Here is a 16,989-nt window from a genome sequence, read left to right as displayed (position 1 = left end):
GCGCCGGGCGTCGGGGCGGTGGGGCCGCGCTGGGAGCCGTAGTCGATCTGTCGACCCGCTGGGCCTGGAACCGGCAGACAACCACCACGCCTATGTCTTGAACGCGCTGGGCTGGACCGACTCGCTCGGCCCCTCGCCGTGCACCTACGGCGCAGACGACCTTTACAAGTCGGCCGCTGACATCAAAAAGGGTCAGTTTTCGCCAGCTGGCAGGGCACTGCAAAAGCACGGCGATTGACGCTGAAACGACGCTCGTGACGCTTGTTCTGATGGGTCGTCACCTCGCCGATGGTGCAGGTCAAGCACCATGCAGGGCGTGGTTCCCGAGGTCTGGCGTTGTGAAGGCTTGACTCTTGAGGGTTATCGGCTGGTCGAGGACGTCACGGCGCGGCGACGCGTGGAGATCTCCTCGATCGTGGAACGGCTCACACCAGGGCAGCGGTCTGCTTTGATCGGGGCGCTGACGGCGTTCAGTGAAGCGGGTGGTGAGCCTTCGGTCCCGGACGAGCATGCCGCCCTCTATCCGCTCGGCTGGACCGACGCCCCACCACGGCGGGGCGATTGAACCCCGAAGAGGCGAGTTCCCGGTCGGGGCGGACCGTGGATGTGCAAGGGGCCGGTCGACTGCCAGGCATGCCGTCCTGAGCTGCGTCACCGTGCCAGTGCCGCTCCCGGGCAGAGGTCGACCATCGACCAGCCCCGCACGCATCATTGCACAGTGCAAAGGAACTTGGCCAGGTTGTGCAGCTGGCAAAGAGAAGTTCAGGAGCCCCGCTGCGGCAGGTTTTCGAGAGACCGGGAACGGCGTCGTCCATTGGCGAAAGCAGCTGCCCGGCCCCTCGTGCCCCCGCTGAAGTGGGCACTGCCGGCGTCTACTTCGGCGCGACAGCGGCCTCGACTTCCTGGAACGTCTTGGGGTCGACGAGGCCGGTGTCCTCGATCACCTCCAGATGGTCCAGCACGGTCTGGTTTGCCTGACGGGCATGACGGCGGATCAGGTCATTCTGGGTGGCGGCCCGGACCTCGCCGATGGTGGCGAAGATCTTGCCGTGCGATGCGCGGAGCAGATTCGCGAAAAGTCGGTCGAACTCGTCCCCTTGAGCCTCGTCGAGCTGCTTGACCCACCCTTGCTGTTCCGGTGTCGCCTCGTTCGGCAGCTCGACGCCGAGGATCCGGGCATCTTCGCGGACCAGCTGGTCGAGCTTGCTGTGCCCGTCGACCAGATGGAGCCCTGCACGTCGTACGGCATCACTGGACGCGTGCGTCTGTGCCAAACGGCCCGCGGGGATCTCCCACAACCCGGCCTGCCGGACCTTTACGAGGAACGTGCGGTCCACCTGGGTCACGGGCTGAGCCTGGCCGGGCGTGGCTTGGCCCGCCACATCCGAGGCGTCATAGTGACCGCTGCTGTGCTGGGGGAGTCCAGAGGCCACCTGGTCTGCCGATGCCGATGCTTCCCCGCCGGTGCCTCGCATCGCGATCAGAACGGCGGCAACCACGGCACACGCCGTAGCAATGATCGCGATCGTCCGCGTCGAAACCCTGGGTCGTGCTGCGCGTCGGTTCGGACGCATGATGCCTCCCGATTCGGCATAGAGACCTACTTCTTCTCATCGTCGGGAGCTGGCACTTCAAGGCGGCTGGCACGGCACGCAATGAGGGATACGGATGAGGCGACGGGGATGTTCAGCCAAGGCAGTGCCTCGTGCCGAGCGGGCGGATTCGGTCTGCTGCTCGGCGGCTCGTCGATGACGAGGGGACTGAGGCGACCACCGCTGACCGGGCCGTGTGCGCCCGTCGAAGCGGACGCCCGCGCGGCGTATCCGGACCGCGTAATGGGCGGGTCCCCTTTCATGGCGCTCACCCGTCGGCCGTCCCCTGTGTGGATCGGCTCCCGGGCGCCCGCCAGAGCGGTCCCGGGAGCGGAGGCTTGTGGAACCGGGCAAGGCTGTCCCGTTGTCGGCCCGTCCTCGGCGTCAGAGCGTGCGCCCGAAGACCCATCCGCGGCGAACACCCCTCCTGGCGAGGCAACCGACAGCTCAAACGGGCTTTCTGCCTCGCCGCGTTCGCTTCGCTGTCGCAGCCGGACTCAGCTGACAGAATCGCCCAACGGCCGTCTGCGCCTATGCGTCGATCCCAACTGCGGTTGTGACGGCTGAAACGACGAGCGATATCGCTTCAAGGACGGGTTCATCAGGAGCGATAAGCCCGTGCTCGCGGAAAGCGTGTCCATCGGCCCCATCGGCGGACTGATCCTCTGGGCTCAGTTCAAGTCCTTTGAGCATCTCGACGAGAAGGGCGAGCTCTACTACGACGTCAACCCGTCATATGGCACCGCGTGGACCTTCGGGGGAGAATGTGGACTCTGGGGCTACAGCAACGACATCGCCGGGGCTGCAGGTCTGTACGAATGACTGGTCCAAAGTCCGGGACGGCTGTCACGACCGGTCGGCACAGGGCTTAGGACGAATGTGCCGCGCCGATCGGGCGATGGCCGTCCGCGCCGCGCACATCCGGCGCCCCATGGGGTGCATACCTGACCCCATGGGTTGGAGGCCGCCGAGACGAACGGGGGCGTGCTGTGGTGCGAGGAGAGAATCCAGGGTCCTTTCGGCGTCGCATTGTCGCCGGATGCTGCGCCCTGCTGCTCGGAGCCCTGGCTTCGAGCACGGCAGTCCAGGCGGCGTCGCCGCTCGACGACAGCGGTTCCGACCGGCTCGACCCGCGGATTACGGAGATCATGCGGAAGCCGGACTACCCCAACGCCCAGTGGGGCCTGCTCCAGCGCGACCCGGACAGCGGGCGCGTGGTCCACAGCCGGTTCGCCGAGCAGTTCTTCATACCTGGGTCGACGGCCAAGCTGTTCAGCGTGTCCGGGACATGGAAGACCCTCGGCGGCGACCACCGCTTCAGTACGCCGGTCTACGCGGTCGGCGAGCGGCGCGGGAGCACCCTGGAGGGCAATCTCGACCTGGTCGCCCAGGGCGACCTCACCATGGGCGGCAGAACCCGCCCCGACGGCACGGTCGCCTATACCGACCTCGACCACACGTATGCCAACAGCTTCCCCGGCGCCACACTCACTCCGGAGAATCCACTCGCCGGGATCGACCTGATCGCGCAACAGGTACGGCGCTCCGGCATCACCCAGGTCGACGGGAATGTGATCGTCGACGACCGGCTCTTCCTGCCCGAGCCCGTCTTCGACCCCACCCCGGCCCCGCTGATCATCAACGACAATCTCATCGACCTGCTCACCACACCCGGCGACCGCCCCGGCGCGCCCGCGCAGCTGGACTGGCGGCCGAAAGTCGCCCCGTACCGCGTCACGTCGACAGTGAAGACCGTCGCAGCGGGGGAGCCGACCGACATCGAGGTGACAACCTCCGACAACGGCACCCGGATCCAGCTGTCCGGCACCATCGCAGCCGACGCCGACCCGGCGCTGAAGGTGTCCGACATCGCCGACCCGGCGGCCTTCGGACGCACCGCGCTGATCGAGGCGCTCGAGCGAGCCGGGGTGGAGGTCACCGCCCACCCGACGGGACCCAACCCGGCCGACCGGCTCCCCAGCTCATACGAGGGCCGGCCGCGCGTGGCCACGTACACATCCCCGCCCTACGCCCAGTACGCCAAGCTCATCTTCAAGGTCAGCCACAACCTTGGCGCCAACCTCGGCCTGTGCCTGATGGCCGTCACGACAGGCAGCCAGGACTGCATGGACGGCTTCCCGGTCCTGGCCGGCTTCCTGGACCGCGCGGGCGTTGACCGCAAGCAGGTGCAGCTCGCGGACGGCCGGGGCGGCAATCCCGTCGACCGGGCCACGCCGAAGGCCCTGGTGCAGATGCTGACGTACTGGCTGCGCACCCCCGAGGCGGAGCGTTTCCGGAATTCGCTTCCCATCCTCGGCGTCGACGGCCTGCTGGCCAACAACTGCCGCGACTGCCCCGCGCGCGGAAAGGTGTTCGCCAAGACCGGCGCCGCCGTTGGGCTGGACGCGCTCAACAACCGTCTGGGCGTCGGCGCAATCACGCTCGCCGGCTATCTGGACAAGGGCAACGGCCGCTTCGACGTCTTCTACGCCGGCGTCAACGGCGCCTCCACCCCGACGACCGACGTCAACGGCGTATTGGACATTGCCAACGACCTCGCCATGATCTCCGCGTATCTGCAGGAGGCGGCGGCGCGGCGGGAAGACTGAATGAGGACTGAAACGCGGCCGATCGAGGGCATCCGCACGCCGTGCGGCTGTCGGGGAAATAGCCAACGGCCTCTCGCCCTCCCACCGTTGCAGTAGTTCCTGAGGAGCCACGATCGAGAACGCTCCAGGCAGCCCGCGTACCGGCGGCCCCTGCGGTGACCGGCCCTCACGTCCTTCGGGTGTGCGAGACGGCCCCCGGCTGGGGGCGGGAGCCCGGATCAGGCCTGCACCAGCAGGCGTGCAGCGGCCCAACGAGCTCAGAGCCCGGTGACTTTGGCGCTCGCCGACAGCTCGTAGACCAGGGTGACCGTGCGGCGGCTGCCGGGCGGGAGGGTGACGTCCCAGCGGGCGATGCCCTCGGCGTCGACCACGTCGGGCGCCGGGGAGCATGAATCCTTGTGCAGGCGTATCTCCACCGCCGAGACCTCGGAGACCGGGATCCGCTCCCGAAGGACGACCACCCGCTCGCCGTGCTCCCCGGGGGCGGAGAACCGGGACAGATGCAGCCGGACCGTGCGGGTGACCACGGTCCGCTGGGTGATTCCGGCGGAGTCGCGGGACTCCTCGGCATGCCGGACCACCCTGTAGTCGTCGCAGCTGCCGAAGGCCAGCTCAACGGGGGCGCCGGGGGCGGTGAAGTCCAGCGTGCCGCGGCCGCTGAAACCGCTGCCGCGGATCAGGTCCACGGGCCCGGCGAGCAGCGCATGGCCGGACAGGTTGTCGAACCGCGCCACCTGGGTGACCAGGGGGGACAACTCCGCTGAGCAGGCGTACTCACTGCGCGCGGCCGTGGTGAATGCGGAGAGCAGCACTCGGTGGGCGCGGCCGTCACCGGGCACCGAGACCGGCGAGGGGGATCTCAACACCCGCGCCTCGCCGCCGTCGTCCACCCCCGGCAGGCCGAGCACCGGGGCCGGGCCGAGCGCCCCGATCTCCTCCTCGCGCAGTTCGACGTCGACCGTGCGGCGCTCCGCTGCGGAGCGGTCCTTGAGCGTCAGCCGGTCCTCGCCCAGCCGCGGCGGATCGGTGGCCAGCGCCGAGCGGGCCGTCGACAATGTCAGGCGTACGTCCGACCAGTCCTCACCGGTGCGCTGCCAGACCATCGCGTCGGTCTCCAGTGTCAGCGAGTCCCCGACGAGCACGGCCCGGTAGGCGGGCCGCCACAGCGCACACGGGGTGAGGTGGCTCAGGCGCAGCCCGACCGGCCCGGCGACCGCGGCCTCCACGGTCAACTCGATATGGCCGACCAACTCCGCGGGCTCCTCCTCGGAGAGGTGCATGGCCCGCTGGGCTTCGCCGAGTTCGGCAGCGAGGGCGGCCAGCCGGGCCTCCACGGTGCGGAGTTGCTCGCCGTGCGCGTCGCGCTCGTCGTCCACCCGGTCCAGTTCGTGGGCCCAGCGGGCCCGTTCGGTCTCCCCGGAGCCGGCCCCTTCGCCGATCTCCCGGAGCAGATCGGCGGCGAGGCGGCCGAGCAGGTCAAGGCGGGCATAGAGCCGGTCGCGTCGCTGCCCCAGGGCCAGCCGCTCCTCTTCGAGAGCGTGTACGCGGTGGCGCAGGGCGGAGTCGTCGTCGGTGGACGGCAGCGGCCCGCGCGGCGTCCAGCTGCGGACGATGCGCACGTCGAGCACGGTCGCGGGGTGATCGGCGGTCAGCTCCGCATGGAGGGTCCGGTCGACGGCCAGCGCACTGACCGGCCCGAGACGCAGCCGCTGGACCCCGGCCTCCAGGTCGAGCACGACGGCGCGCTCGATGTGGGCGCGATCCTCAAGGCACGTGACGGCGGTGACGGGGAGGGCGATCGGCTTCGGGGCCGTGGACATGGCGTGTGTCAGCTCCTGCGGTTGCCGCCGACCAGGGCCTTGCCGGTCGGGAGTCGGATCTCGTAGCCGCCGTCGAGGACGGCAGTGGCGCCTGCGGGCAGGTCCAGCCGCCAGACGCGGGTGCCCGGCGCATGTCGATCGGGCCCCGCGCCTTCCTCGGGTGCCGTCCAGTCGGCCCGTTCCTCGATCCGGACGTCCGGTTCGGAGGTGACCGGCACTCGCTCGCGGACTTCCACGGTGACGGGCCTCGCGAGCCGGTTGGCCAGCTCCACGTGGACGCGGTGGTCAAGCACGGTGGCGTTGTTGCGCAGGCCCGAGGTCGACTCGTGCAGGTTCGTACGGCGGATGACCCGGATGCCCTCGGCCGGCCCGAGCCCCACCCGGCGGACACCGCCGGGGGCGAGCGTGGGCAGTGCGGCGGTCAGCAGGAAGTCGTCGTCGACGGTGACCTCCACCGGGCCGGCCAGCAGTGCCTGGTCGGTGGCGTTGGAGAGCACCAACGTCGCGTACACGGTCTGCTCCACGGACGGCACGCAGAGGTACTCGGTACGCAGGCCGACCGGGATCTCGCCGACGGTGACGGTGTGCCAGGTGCCGTCCGACGGAATGTCGGCGCGGGCGGTGGCATCGAAGCGGTGGTCGAAGTAACCCGCCGACTCGCGAGGCCGCACGGCCTGTCCGGGCAACGGCAGCGCGGCCACCGCTTCGGCGCGGCGACGGTACTCGGCCGCCGCCGGGTCGAAGGGAGAGTCGGGAAACAGCCGGCCTCTGCGACGGCCCTGCTCGTCGGGGCCGCACAGGACGAGGGCGGCGTAGTCGAGCTCGGCGCCGCTCGGCTGCGGCGGACCGGCTACCGGTGCCGGAGGGGCTGGCGGCACAGCCCGGCCAGGAGCCGCGGGCGCCATGGCGGCGGGGGCACCCGCGAAGGACCTGCCGCCGGTCCGCGGCCTGCCGCCCGGTCGCGACCCGGCCGGCTGCGCGAGGGCCGGCATCCCGCCGCCGAAGACTTCCGGCGGAGCGCCGTCTGCGCCGCCGGGCACCGGGACTGCGGCCGGGGGACCGCCGTAGCCCTGCGGCGCCGGCGGCGGTGGCGGAAGGGGACCGGACACGGAGCCGCCCGCGGCACCCACGGGCGCGGAGCCGGCCCCGACAGCCGCGGGTGCGGCGGTCGTGGCTGGGCCAGGTCCTGCCGCGTCGTACCCGGAGAACAGGTCGACGAGCCCGGCCGGGGGCTCGCGCCAGCCGGAAGGCGCGGGGGCGGGCTGACTGCGTCCGATCCGGATCGAGCGGAGCCTCGGCAGGTCGGTGCGGCGCCGAAGATCGGCGGTGGCCAGGGCGATGCGCACGCCGGTCCAGTCCTCGCCGGTCCGCTGGGCGACCGAGGCGCGCAGCACCAGACGGCCGCTGCCGTCGCCCTGACGGTGAGTGAGGCGGTAGGCCGGCACCCAGACGGCGCCCGGCACCCCGTACTCCAGCTCCACCTCCGCGTCACCGGTGCCGTCGAGGGTCAGGACCGCGCAGACCGTGGTCTCCACGTGCGCTGACGGCGCGTCGGTGGAGGCGCGGGCGAGCCTGTCGGCGGCGACGGTGAGCTCGTGCTCGACGTTGCGCAGTGCCTCCTCCAGCTCGACGAGGCGGTTGTGCAGTCCCGTCAGCCGCTCGTCGACGAAGTCGGCGAGCTCCAGCCACGCGTCGACCGGGGTACGGCGGTGCGGGTCCTCGCGCCTGCGGGCAGGTGGGACCGGGTGGAGAGCCCTGACCTCCTCGATCAGGCTCAACTGTCGGTCCCGGCGTCCCTGCGCCGCCGCGTACTCGTCGCTCAGCCGCTCGACCTCGCGCCGCAACTCGTCGGGCGTGCCCGTGCCGAGCGGCTCGGCCTCGACTTCCACCCGGGCCTCGGTGACGCGCACCCCGGGGGCGCCCAGGACACGGGCCCGCAGCGAGCCCGGGTCCAGTGAGCGGGGCAGTCCCGCCACCCGCACCCGGCCGTCAGGCGACACGCTGCCCCGGGCCAGGCGGCGGCAGACCGCGCCCTGCGCGTACACCACGACCGAATCGAGGGTCGACCCCCACCTCTGTCTTGACTCAGCCGTCATGTGCTCCGCCCCCCGCCGCGTCCATGCTGAGCGAAGCCTACGCCCGGGCGGTCTGCGCGTCCGCGTCGCATCAGGAGGATGGCGTCCCTCTCGGGCCCGCGGTCGCAGCTGTTCGGTATGCCCGTGCCGGCGAGTAGGGCCGGGGTTGTCCTGGCGGAGGTTGGTGGACACCAACCGCGACAACCCGGACCGTCAGGTGCGGCTGAGCTTCCTCGGGTGGCGCACCAGCGGGCCATGGAGCGCCTGGGTGCCGTGTCAGCCGATGCCGATACGCGTCTTCCCATAGCTTGCGGCGCCGATGACTTCGTGCCGGACCCCGAAAGCACGCTGGCCAAAGAAGCTGTACCGCCCCACCCGCCGGGAGATCCGCAACCGAGCGGTTGGTCAGCCAAAGAAGACGAACCGCGGGAGCGTGCGGAGGGGGCGTGAAGAGCGGAGGTCAGCTGTTGAGGAGGCCGGCTTCGACGACGGCGCGTCCGAAGGGGCTCGCGAGTTCGGCGAGACGTTCGCAGTCGGCGTCACCCAGGGCAGCGTAGGCGGGAAGGGCCAGGCGGTCGGTGCGGTCCTCGATGTGCTGGCGCAGGCGTACGCCTTCCGGGCTCAGGGAGTCGCCGTCGAGGAGACCTCGCGTGCGCAGGCGCTCCTCGGTGTCGGCCCACTCCTCCTCGGGCCATGCGCGGCTTCCCTTGAGGAAGTCGACGGGAACCTCACCGGTGGCAGCGTGCAGAACCAGGGCCTCCAAACCCCCCACGCCCTCGCTCAGCAAGCACGCGACATGGCCGTCTCCACGGAACTCCCGGAGCAGCGTCTGAGCGTGCCACAGCTGCAGTACCGGTTCTTCCGGCCGGGGCAGCGCAGCATGCGCGGCGAACAGCGGGCGGCCCTGCGCGTGTTCGCAGGCCGCGTCGGCGGCCCTGCGGGTCAGCGCCAGGACCTCGTCGAAAGCGGGGAGTTCGTGGATGCCGGCCCGTCGCAGGGCCTCGCTCGCGGCGGCGTGCCGCGCGTCCAGCACCTGCTGCGGCGTCACCGCGTCCCAGACCCCGTCGACCGCTTTCCGTACGAGACCGGGGTTGAAGTTGTAGAAGGTCGAGATGACCAGCTCAGCGGATGCTCGGCCGAAGGCCGCGCTCCGGGAGGCGAAGTACCCGGAGCGTCCGCTCAGTCCGAGGTCCGCGTACCGTCGCCTTCCCTCGGGGGCGAAATAGATCATGCCGTGTACGGGCTCGAGTCGGCGCCAGGCTGTTCGCGCTGTCTTCATGGGGTCACCTCTTCTGAGAGTCGGCAGAGGGGGTATTCGCTGTGGTTCCGGACTCGCCGTGCGCCCGCAGATGTTCGAGCAGCAGGCGGCTCAGCGTTTCGGGCGCCTCCTCGGGGACCCAGTGGCTGACGCCCTGAAGGGTCTCGAACCGGTACGGCCCGTTGACCCACTGCCCGGTCTCCCGCGCGGCCGCCGGGCCGAATGCGCTGTCCTGCGTGCTCCAGACGTACAGCGTGGGCACCTCGATGACGCCGATCGCGCCGTCGGGGCGGCCGGCCCGGTACCAGTTCAGCGCCGCGGTGAGAGCACCCGGCTGGGAGAGGTGACGCACGTAGGCCTCAGCACTGGCCTGCGGGACCTTTCCGGCGTAAGTGGCGCGAAGCGCCTCGGCATCGCCTGCCAGCATGCGCTCTTCGGTCGCGGGCGTTTCACGCCAGGCGATCATGTACTGCGATCGTTCGCGCTGGTCCTTGTCGCTACGCAGGGTGGTGGCCAGAGCGCCGGGGTGCGGGGTCGAGACCACCGTCAGGGTGCGTACGCGGTCGGGGTGGGCATGGGCGGTCCACCACGCCACCGCGCCTCCCCAGTCATGGCCGACCAGGTCGAACGACCCCCAGCCCAGTTCCTCCGTGATCGCGACCACATCGTCGACCAGGACGCTCATGCGGTAGTGCGCGGGCCGCTCGGGGCGGGCCCCGGGAGAGTACCCACGCTGGTCGGGTGCCACCACCCGGTAGCCGTGCGCGGCCGAATCCGCGATCTGCCGTTGCCACACCAGCCGCGTCTGCGGGAAGCCGTGGAGCAGCAGCACCGGGCGGCCCTCGGACGGACCCGCCACGGTCGCGTCGAACACGCCCGCAGCGGTGGAGATGCTCAGTTCGGTCACGATCCGCCCCTTCATACCGACTGGTCGGTCACCTTAGGCTGTGGAAGGGGATTGTCAAGGTCGAGAACACGCACAGTTCCCGCAACGGCAGCCGCGTGCCGCCCTCCGTCCAGAGATATTGAACTTGACGTCGAATTCAACTATAAACGGTCGCGAGGCCGGCTCCCGTCACCCTGCGGCCCGCCCGGACGAACCGGACCGACAGGAAGCAGTGAGGCGACATGAGGGAAGCAGTCATCGTTTCGACGGCACGGACGCCGATCGGGAAGGCGTACCGCGGCGCGTTCAATGACACCCAGGCGCAGGAACTTGCCGCCCATGCCCTCTCGCACGCGGTGCAGCGCGCCGGTCTCGAGGGAGGCGAGGTCGAGGATGCGATCTTCGGCTGCGCCGTGCAGCAGGGGTCATCCGGCGGCAACGTCGCCCGCCAGGCCGCTCTCCGCGCCGGACTTCCGGACTCCGTGTCCGGCATGACGATCGACCGGCAGTGCTCGTCGGGCCTGATGGCGATTGCGACGGCCGCCAAGCAGATCGTCGGCGACGGCATGCAGGTCGCTGTCGGCGGCGGTGTCGAGTCGATCTCCCTGGTGCAGAACGAGCACATGAACACCCACCGCATGACGGATCCCTGGCTGGTCGAGCACAAGCCGAGTGCCTACATGCCGATGTTGCAGACGGCGGAGATCGTCGCCGAACGCTACGGCGTGAGCCGGGATCGACAGGACGAGTTTGCGCTGGTGTCACAGCAGCGCACTGCGGCGGCGCAAGAGGCTGGGCGGTTCGACCAGGAGATCGTCGCGCTCGACAGCGTCAAGAAGGTCCTGGACAAGCAGTCCGGGGAGGTGCGGGACGAGGCCGTGACCCTGACCCGGGACGAGGGCAACCGCGCGTCGACCACACTCGAGGGCCTGGCCGGGTTGGCGCCCGTGCTGCCGGACGGTCAGGTGACCGCGCATTCCAGCGTGACGGCGGGCAACTCCTCACAATTGTCGGACGGGGCTTCGGCGTCGGTGTTGATGGAGTCGAAGGAAGCCGAGCGCCGCGGACTGGAGCCGCTGGGCGTATACCGGGGTATGGCCGTTGCCGGTTGCGGGCCGGACGAGATGGGGATCGGTCCGGTGTTCGCCATTCCGAAACTGCTGAAGCAGCATGACCTCACCATCGACGACATCGGTCTGTGGGAACTCAACGAGGCGTTCGCTTCCCAAGCGCTGTACTGCCGTGACGAGCTGAACATCGACCCGGAGCGGTTCAACGTCAATGGCGGCGGAATATCGGTCGGCCATCCGTACGGAATGACCGGTGCCCGCCTGGTGGGGCACGCCCTGGTTGAGGGCAAGCGCCGTGGCGTCCGATATGTAGTGATCTCGATGTGTGTCGGCGGCGGAATGGGCGCAGCCGGGCTGTTCGAGGTCGCTTAGTCCTCATGAGAATCGGCGGACCGTGGCTGCCTCGCAACGGCCGGGGGGAAGCCGGTCGCGGTCGCATCGGCCGGTGGTAAGCCGGCCGCGAGAGAGGGTGTGGATACTGTGTCGAGCGTGGTGGAAAAGACCCGAACCGCCGTCCTCGTGGACTTCGGCGGGGTCATCACCTCCAGTGTGTTGCGGGCGTTCACCGACTTCGGCGCCTCACTCGGTGGCGACCCGCGCCTGCCGCTGGACCTCCTCAGCCGGGACCCGCCATCACGCAGCCTCCTGGCCGACCACGAGTGCGGCCGTATCGACGCCGAAGCCTTCGAGCGAGGATTCGCCGAACGTCTCCGTGCCCACGGCGCCGACGTGCCCGCCGAGGGGCTCACGGCCCGGATGCAAGCCGGAATGTCGATCGACCAGGACATGCTCGCCCTGCTCGGTGATCTTCGCGCCGCCGGGTATCCCGTTGCGCTGGTATCCAATTCTTTCGGGACCGGAACCTACGACGGCGTCGCCCTCGCCGCTGTGGCCGACGCGGTCGTCATCTCCGCCGAGGTCGGGATCCGCAAGCCTTCCCGGCGGATTTACGCGATCGCATGTGAACGACTCGGCGTCTCCCCCGAGGAGGCAGTCATGATCGACGATCTGCGGCAGAACCTCGACGGAGCGGCGCGGATCGGAATCGGGGGTGTGCTTCACACCGGTGCCGCCGACACCCGCCGCCAACTCGCCGAACGCTTCAGGATCACCGCCTGACCGATCGACCGATCGACGGGAGGTCGATCGACGGGGGACCGGTCGCGGGGGACCGGTCATACCCGGGATCGACACCGCCCGCGGGCCGAGCGGCGGTGCTCGCGCCCGCCCACTGCGGTGCTCATGTACGTCGGTACCACCTCTGCCCGACCAGGCGGCCGGACGCCTGCACCCTGCTCGGCGACGTACCCGCCCGCCGGAGCTGAACATCCGTCGACGGACGAGATGTGTCCGACGCAGAAGAGTGATGCATGGTCCCGGAGCTGGTCATCGCCCAGTCGGCCTCGGCATCGCGGGTTCCTTCCCCGCGTTGAACGCACGGTCCGGTCGGCGCTGCGCGCATGGCTGCAGCAGGTAACGGAGGAGTTGGCCAAGCACGACGCCAACATGACGATGTGCGCCGCAAGCGCACCTCACAACTGAGTGCCGCTGTCAGTGAGTACCGGCGGCTTGGTCTGAGCGGCGTTGCCTGCGGGAACCGACTCCGGGACCTTCCCCGACCGCCGCTCGCCCTGGCCAATTCATGACTCTGGCGTCGGATTCAAGTACGCTTTTGGCGATGGATACCATGACGCCCGAGGAGAATTACAGCGAGAAGGCACCGCCGATGGCGCCCCTCTCATCACTTCGCGAGCTGCCGACGACAAAGCGCGGAGCGCGGACACGCGCCGCTTTGGTGAAGGCCGCGCGGAAGGTGTTCGAGCGGGACGGCTACCTCGACACCCGCCTGGCCGACATAACCAAAGAGGCCCAATGCGCGGCGGGATCCTTCTACACCTACTTCGCCAACAAGGAAGAGGTGCTTGCCGCCGTCCTGCTGGAGGCGCAGGAGGACATGATGCACCCCGGTATGGGCCGGGTGCAGGGTACTGACGATCCGTATGCGGTACTCGAGGCGAGCAATCGCGCGTATCTCGAGGCATATAAACGGAACGCGAAGCTGATGGCGCTGCTTGAGCAGGTCGCACAAGTGGAGCCGGAGTTCCGTAAGTTCCGAAGCCGGCGCGGGGATGCGTTCATCCACCGCAACGCCCGCGGCATCGCCGACCTGCAGGCGCGGGGTGTCGCAGACCGTGAGGTCGATCCGATGATGGCCTCCCGTGCACTGTCGGGCATGGTCAGCGTCATGGCCTACAGCGCCTTCGTGCGCGGCGAAGGGCAAGAGGAAGGTACGCCGGCGGACTTCGAGGAGCTCGTCTCCACGGTCACCCGGCTCTGGGCGAACGCCCTGCGGTTCCCCGGCCACCGCTGATCCGGCAGTAGCGCCGGCCGGGGCGGAGCCCGCTGTCCACGACCGTTCGACGATCCTGGACTCCGGCGCCCGCAGCGGCGACGGACCAGGTGGCGTGAGCCTCGATGCTCGGCCACCTCACTCACCACGCGGGTGGGTAAGCCGACAGGTCAGGGGCGGGGAACGGCATCTGGCTGTAGCCGTCGTCGAGGCTGCGCAGCCGTCGAACGTCAAGCAGTTGCGACGACACGGCCGCCGGGCCGGGCCGTGTTCGGTGAGCTGCTCGTACCCCTGGGACAGGCGAAAGGGCAGCGATGCCCGCCTTGAATTCTTTGTCCGCAGTCCAGTGGGGCGAGGCGGCCTGCTCCGCGTGGTGATGCGCGCCCGCTAGTTGAACTTGACGTCGGATTCAATTATACAGGGTGGAGACCACGGTCACCTCATCTCGGGGGTCGTGGCCCGGCACCGCACGCCCCGCCACGGAGAGGTTCGCTGTGAACGTTGCACAGAGAGTTGCCATCGTCACCGGTGGCGGAGGCGGCATCGGCGGCGCGCTGGTCGCACGGCTCGCTCGCGAGGGTGCCCGGGTCGTCGTCGCTGACCTTGACGCGGACACCGCGCGGGCGGTTTCGGCGTCAGTCAACGCCGACCATCCGGGAAGCACCGTGAGCGCGGGCGCGGACGTGTCGGACACCCCCCAGATCGAGCAGTTGATCGCTCTCGCGGAAAGCGCGTTCGGTCCGGTCGACCTCTACTTCGCGAACGCGGGTATCGCCGGGGCACCCGGCCTGGATGCGAATGAGCAGGACTGGGACGTCTCGATCGACGTGAACCTGCGCGCCCACATCCGTGCGGCGACGCTGCTGGTGCCGCGGTGGCTCGAGCGCGGCGAGGGCTACTTCGTCAGCACCGCCTCGGCTGCCGGGCTGCTCACCCAGATCGGCTCCGCCACGTACGCCGTCACCAAGCACGCGGCCGTCGGCTTCGCCGAATGGCTGAGTGTCACCTATGGCGATCGCGGGGTCCATGTCAGCTGTCTGTGCCCGATGGGGGTGAACACCAACATGCTGTCCCTGGGGAAGGATTCCGGGGACGCCCTGGGGAGAGCCGCCACCCAGGCCGTCACGTCCGCGGGTGACGTCCTCGAGCCGGCCGAGGTCGCCAACGCCGTCCTGGCCGCGATCGAGGACGAGCGCTTCCTGATCCTGCCGCACGAAGAGGTTCTGGACATGTACCGGCACAAGGGCTCGGACTACGACCGGTGGCTGCGCGGGATGCGCCGCTACCAGAACTCCCTGCTGGCGCAGTCATGACCGGCGCGCCCGACGAACTCGTCCTCGCCGAACACCGCGGGCCCGGGCCGGTGCTCACGTTCAACCGGCCCGCCAAGCTGAACGCCTGGACCGACGAGCTCGAAAGCTACTTCACACTGCTCGACGCCGCCGAGGACGACCCGGACGTACGCGCCGTCGTGGTCACCGGCGCGGGACGCGGATTCTGCGCCGGCGCCGACCTCCAGCGGCTGCAGGCGGCCGGCGAGGTCTCGCCGATTCCGTGACCCGCGCGGAAGACGTCATGCTCCAGGCCACCCGCGGGGCCGATTTCGTCGAAGGCGTGGCCAGTCACCCCGACAAGCGCTCACCGAGTTTTCCCTCCCTACCTGTCAGGAGTTCGGATGTCCCTGTTTGAGACGTCGGACCGCGCCAAGAAGTACCAGGCGGATCTGCTCGAGTTCATGGATTCGCACATCTACCCCGCTGAGGCGGTGTACCACGAGCAGATGTTCGCGTCGGGTGACCCGCACTTCCATCCGCCGATCATCGAGGAACTCAAGGCGGAGGCGCGGGGGCGCGGACTGTGGAACCTCTTCCACCCGCACCCCGAGTGGGGACCCGGGCTGACGAATCTCGAGTACGCGCCGCTGGCGGAGATCATGGGGCGCAGTCACATCGCCTCCGAGGCGTGCAACTGCAACGCTCCCGACACCGGCAACATGGAGGTACTCACGCTGTTCGGCAGCGACGAACACAAGGAGAAGTATCTGGGGCCCCTGCTCGACGGGACGATGGCCTCGGCCTTCGCGATGACGGAGCCGCGTGTCGCCAGTTCGGACGCCACCAACATCGAGCTGCGGATGGAGCGCGACGGTGACGAGTACGTGCTCAATGGCCGTAAGTGGTTCGCGTCCAATGCCCTGCACCGCAACTGCAAGGTGCTCATCGTCATGGGGAAGACGGATCCCACCGCTGCCCCGCACCGGCAGCAGTCGATGATGGTCGTCCCGATCGACGCCCCCGGGATCACGGTGATGCGCGGGCTGCCGGTGTTCGGCTACCAGGACCGTGAGGGGCACGCCGAAATCGATTTCACCGACGTACGGGTGCCGGCCAAGGACGTACTCAAGGGCGAGGGTGAGGGTTTCGCGATCAGCCAGGCCCGGCTCGGGCCCGGTCGTATCCACCACTGCATGCGGGCGATCGGCGCGGCCGAGCGGGCGCTTGAGCTGATGTGCCGGCGCGCGCAGTCACGGGTGACATTCGGTAGTCCGATTGCCGAACGGTCCAATGTCCAGGACTGGATAGCGGAAGCACGTATCGACATCGAGATGATCCGCCTCCTCACGCTCAAGGCCGCGTATCTGATGGACACGGTCGGGAACAAGGAAGCGCGCACCGAGATCGCGGCCATCAAGGTGGCCGCCCCGAACATCGCGTTGAAGATCGTCGACCGCGCGATCCAGGTGCACGGGGGAGCAGGAGTGACCGACGACTTCCCGTTGGCGATGATGTATGCGGGCCTGCGGACGTTGCGGCTGGCGGACGGTCCCGACGAGGTCCACAAGAGGGCCATCGCCAGACAGGAACTGCGGCAGTACCGCGACGCGGCCACGGCAGCGGTGAGCTGAGATGGCAGGACTCGATCTCAGCGGTCGCACCGCCGTCGTCACCGGCGCCTCGCGCGGTATCGGGCCGGCGATCGCCCGGGCCATCGCCGCGGCCGGAGCAAACGTCGTCCTCACCGCCCGGTCCCAGGAGGCGGCGGATGCCGCCGCGGCCCAGGTCAAGGGCACAGCGGTCGGCGTCGGTGCGCACGCCGTCGACGAAGAGGCGGCTCAGCGCTGTGTGGATCTGACGCTTGAGCGCTTCGGAACTGGCCAGCCACACGCCGTATGCGCAGCGTCAGCTCAAGCGGCGGGCGGGCCAGTGGGAGAAGTCCAGGACCCGCGAGCTGCCCGCCCTCGAGGACCTCACCCGCAGGAGGGCTGGATCCACCTGCCCGGTACGGATCTGGCGGCCCTCCGCCGATGACGGCTGAATTGGGGTTGCCCT

At 69.5% G+C, this 16,989-nt stretch carries 14 protein-coding genes and 1 pseudogene; 10 read left to right on the top strand and 5 right to left on the bottom strand.

Annotated elements, in window-relative coordinates:
- Positions 1-346: 346 nt before the first annotated feature.
- Positions 347-565 (top strand): annotated as a pseudogene (locus tag AB0D12_RS22120) (MarR family transcriptional regulator); the annotation flags it as partial.
- Positions 566-872: 307 nt separating this feature from the next.
- Here the strand turns inward: AB0D12_RS22120 and AB0D12_RS22115 are convergent.
- A complete protein-coding gene (locus AB0D12_RS22115; protein ID WP_362685380.1) occupies positions 873-1,346 on the bottom strand; it encodes a DUF4142 domain-containing protein in 474 nt (157 codons plus the stop codon).
- Positions 1,347-2,210: 864 nt separating this feature from the next.
- Here AB0D12_RS22115 and AB0D12_RS22110 point away from each other — a divergent pair.
- Positions 2,211-2,414 (top strand): hypothetical protein, encoded by a 204-nt coding sequence (locus tag AB0D12_RS22110; protein ID WP_362685377.1) that lies wholly within the window; start codon positions 2,211-2,213, stop codon positions 2,412-2,414.
- Positions 2,415-2,581: 167 nt separating this feature from the next.
- The gene (gene dacB, locus AB0D12_RS22105; RefSeq protein WP_362685374.1) at positions 2,582-4,201 is read left to right on the top strand and encodes a D-alanyl-D-alanine carboxypeptidase/D-alanyl-D-alanine-endopeptidase; all 1,620 of its coding nucleotides are present in this window, start codon (positions 2,582-2,584) and stop codon (positions 4,199-4,201) included.
- Between the two features lie 257 nt (positions 4,202-4,458).
- Here dacB and AB0D12_RS22100 read toward each other — a convergent pair whose 3' ends face one another.
- The 4 genes from AB0D12_RS22100 to AB0D12_RS22085 form a co-directional block, all read right to left on the bottom strand.
- Positions 4,459-6,021 (bottom strand): DUF4139 domain-containing protein, encoded by a 1,563-nt coding sequence (locus tag AB0D12_RS22100; protein WP_362685371.1) that lies wholly within the window; start codon positions 6,019-6,021, stop codon positions 4,459-4,461.
- 8 nt (positions 6,022-6,029) lie between these two features.
- A complete protein-coding gene (locus tag AB0D12_RS22095; protein WP_362685369.1) occupies positions 6,030-8,117 on the bottom strand; it encodes a DUF4139 domain-containing protein in 2,088 nt (695 codons plus the stop codon).
- A gap of 439 nt (positions 8,118-8,556) precedes the next feature.
- Complete coding sequence (locus AB0D12_RS22090; protein WP_362685366.1) at positions 8,557-9,375, bottom strand: hypothetical protein; 819 nt, start codon at positions 9,373-9,375, stop codon at positions 8,557-8,559.
- A gap of 4 nt (positions 9,376-9,379) precedes the next feature.
- On the bottom strand, positions 9,380-10,261 hold the full coding sequence (locus AB0D12_RS22085; protein WP_362685363.1) for an alpha/beta hydrolase: 882 nt from the start codon (positions 10,259-10,261) through the stop codon (positions 9,380-9,382).
- A 221-nt stretch (positions 10,262-10,482) separates the two neighbouring features.
- Here AB0D12_RS22085 and AB0D12_RS22080 point away from each other — a divergent pair, with 221 nt between their 5' ends.
- The 7 genes from AB0D12_RS22080 (at position 10,483) to AB0D12_RS22050 (ending at position 16,968) form a co-directional block, all read left to right on the top strand.
- Positions 10,483-11,682 (top strand): acetyl-CoA C-acyltransferase, encoded by a 1,200-nt coding sequence (locus AB0D12_RS22080; protein ID WP_362685360.1) that lies wholly within the window; start codon positions 10,483-10,485, stop codon positions 11,680-11,682.
- Positions 11,683-11,799: 117 nt separating this feature from the next.
- Positions 11,800-12,429 (top strand): HAD family phosphatase, encoded by a 630-nt coding sequence (locus tag AB0D12_RS22075; RefSeq protein WP_362685358.1) that lies wholly within the window; start codon positions 11,800-11,802, stop codon positions 12,427-12,429.
- 559 nt (positions 12,430-12,988) lie between these two features.
- Positions 12,989-13,681, top strand: coding sequence for a TetR/AcrR family transcriptional regulator (locus AB0D12_RS22070; protein ID WP_362685356.1), 693 nt, complete (start codon positions 12,989-12,991; stop codon positions 13,679-13,681).
- A gap of 473 nt (positions 13,682-14,154) precedes the next feature.
- A complete protein-coding gene (locus tag AB0D12_RS22065; protein WP_362685354.1) occupies positions 14,155-14,973 on the top strand; it encodes an SDR family oxidoreductase in 819 nt (272 codons plus the stop codon).
- Positions 14,970-15,218: an enoyl-CoA hydratase/isomerase family protein gene (locus AB0D12_RS22060; protein WP_362685351.1), complete on the top strand. Its 249-nt coding sequence runs from the start codon at positions 14,970-14,972 to the stop codon at positions 15,216-15,218. Before AB0D12_RS22065 ends, AB0D12_RS22060 begins: the two co-directional genes overlap by 4 nt.
- A 117-nt stretch (positions 15,219-15,335) precedes the next feature.
- Positions 15,336-16,565 (top strand): acyl-CoA dehydrogenase family protein, encoded by a 1,230-nt coding sequence (locus tag AB0D12_RS22055; RefSeq protein ID WP_362685348.1) that lies wholly within the window; start codon positions 15,336-15,338, stop codon positions 16,563-16,565.
- A gap of 1 nt (position 16,566) precedes the next feature.
- Complete coding sequence (locus AB0D12_RS22050) at positions 16,567-16,968, top strand: SDR family NAD(P)-dependent oxidoreductase (RefSeq protein WP_362685345.1); 402 nt, start codon at positions 16,567-16,569, stop codon at positions 16,966-16,968.
- Positions 16,969-16,989 lie beyond the last annotated feature (21 nt).

Source organism: Streptomyces sp. NPDC048479 (assembly GCF_040651435.1).
Lineage (GTDB): Bacteria > Actinomycetota > Actinomycetes > Streptomycetales > Streptomycetaceae > Streptomyces.
Note: the sequence above shows the minus strand (reverse complement) of the source record. Positions and strands in the feature narration are given on the sequence as shown.

What these genes read in the sequence shown, in the direction of transcription:
- AB0D12_RS22100 (WP_362685371.1), bottom strand. Translation starts at nt 6,021, where the DNA reads ATGTCCACGGCCCCGAAGCCGATCGCCCTCCCCGTCACCGCCGTCACG.
- AB0D12_RS22095 (WP_362685369.1), bottom strand. Translation starts at nt 8,117, where the DNA reads ATGACGGCTGAGTCAAGACAGAGGTGGGGGTCGACCCTCGATTCGGTC.
- AB0D12_RS22090 (WP_362685366.1), bottom strand. Translation starts at nt 9,375, where the DNA reads ATGAAGACAGCGCGAACAGCCTGGCGCCGACTCGAGCCCGTACACGGC.
- AB0D12_RS22080 (WP_362685360.1), top strand. Translation starts at nt 10,483, where the DNA reads ATGAGGGAAGCAGTCATCGTTTCGACGGCACGGACGCCGATCGGGAAG.
- AB0D12_RS22070 (WP_362685356.1), top strand. Translation starts at nt 12,989, where the DNA reads ATGGATACCATGACGCCCGAGGAGAATTACAGCGAGAAGGCACCGCCG.
- AB0D12_RS22060 (WP_362685351.1), top strand. Translation starts at nt 14,970, where the DNA reads ATGACCGGCGCGCCCGACGAACTCGTCCTCGCCGAACACCGCGGGCCC.
- AB0D12_RS22055 (WP_362685348.1), top strand. Translation starts at nt 15,336, where the DNA reads ATGTCCCTGTTTGAGACGTCGGACCGCGCCAAGAAGTACCAGGCGGAT.
- AB0D12_RS22050 (WP_362685345.1), top strand. Translation starts at nt 16,567, where the DNA reads ATGGCAGGACTCGATCTCAGCGGTCGCACCGCCGTCGTCACCGGCGCC.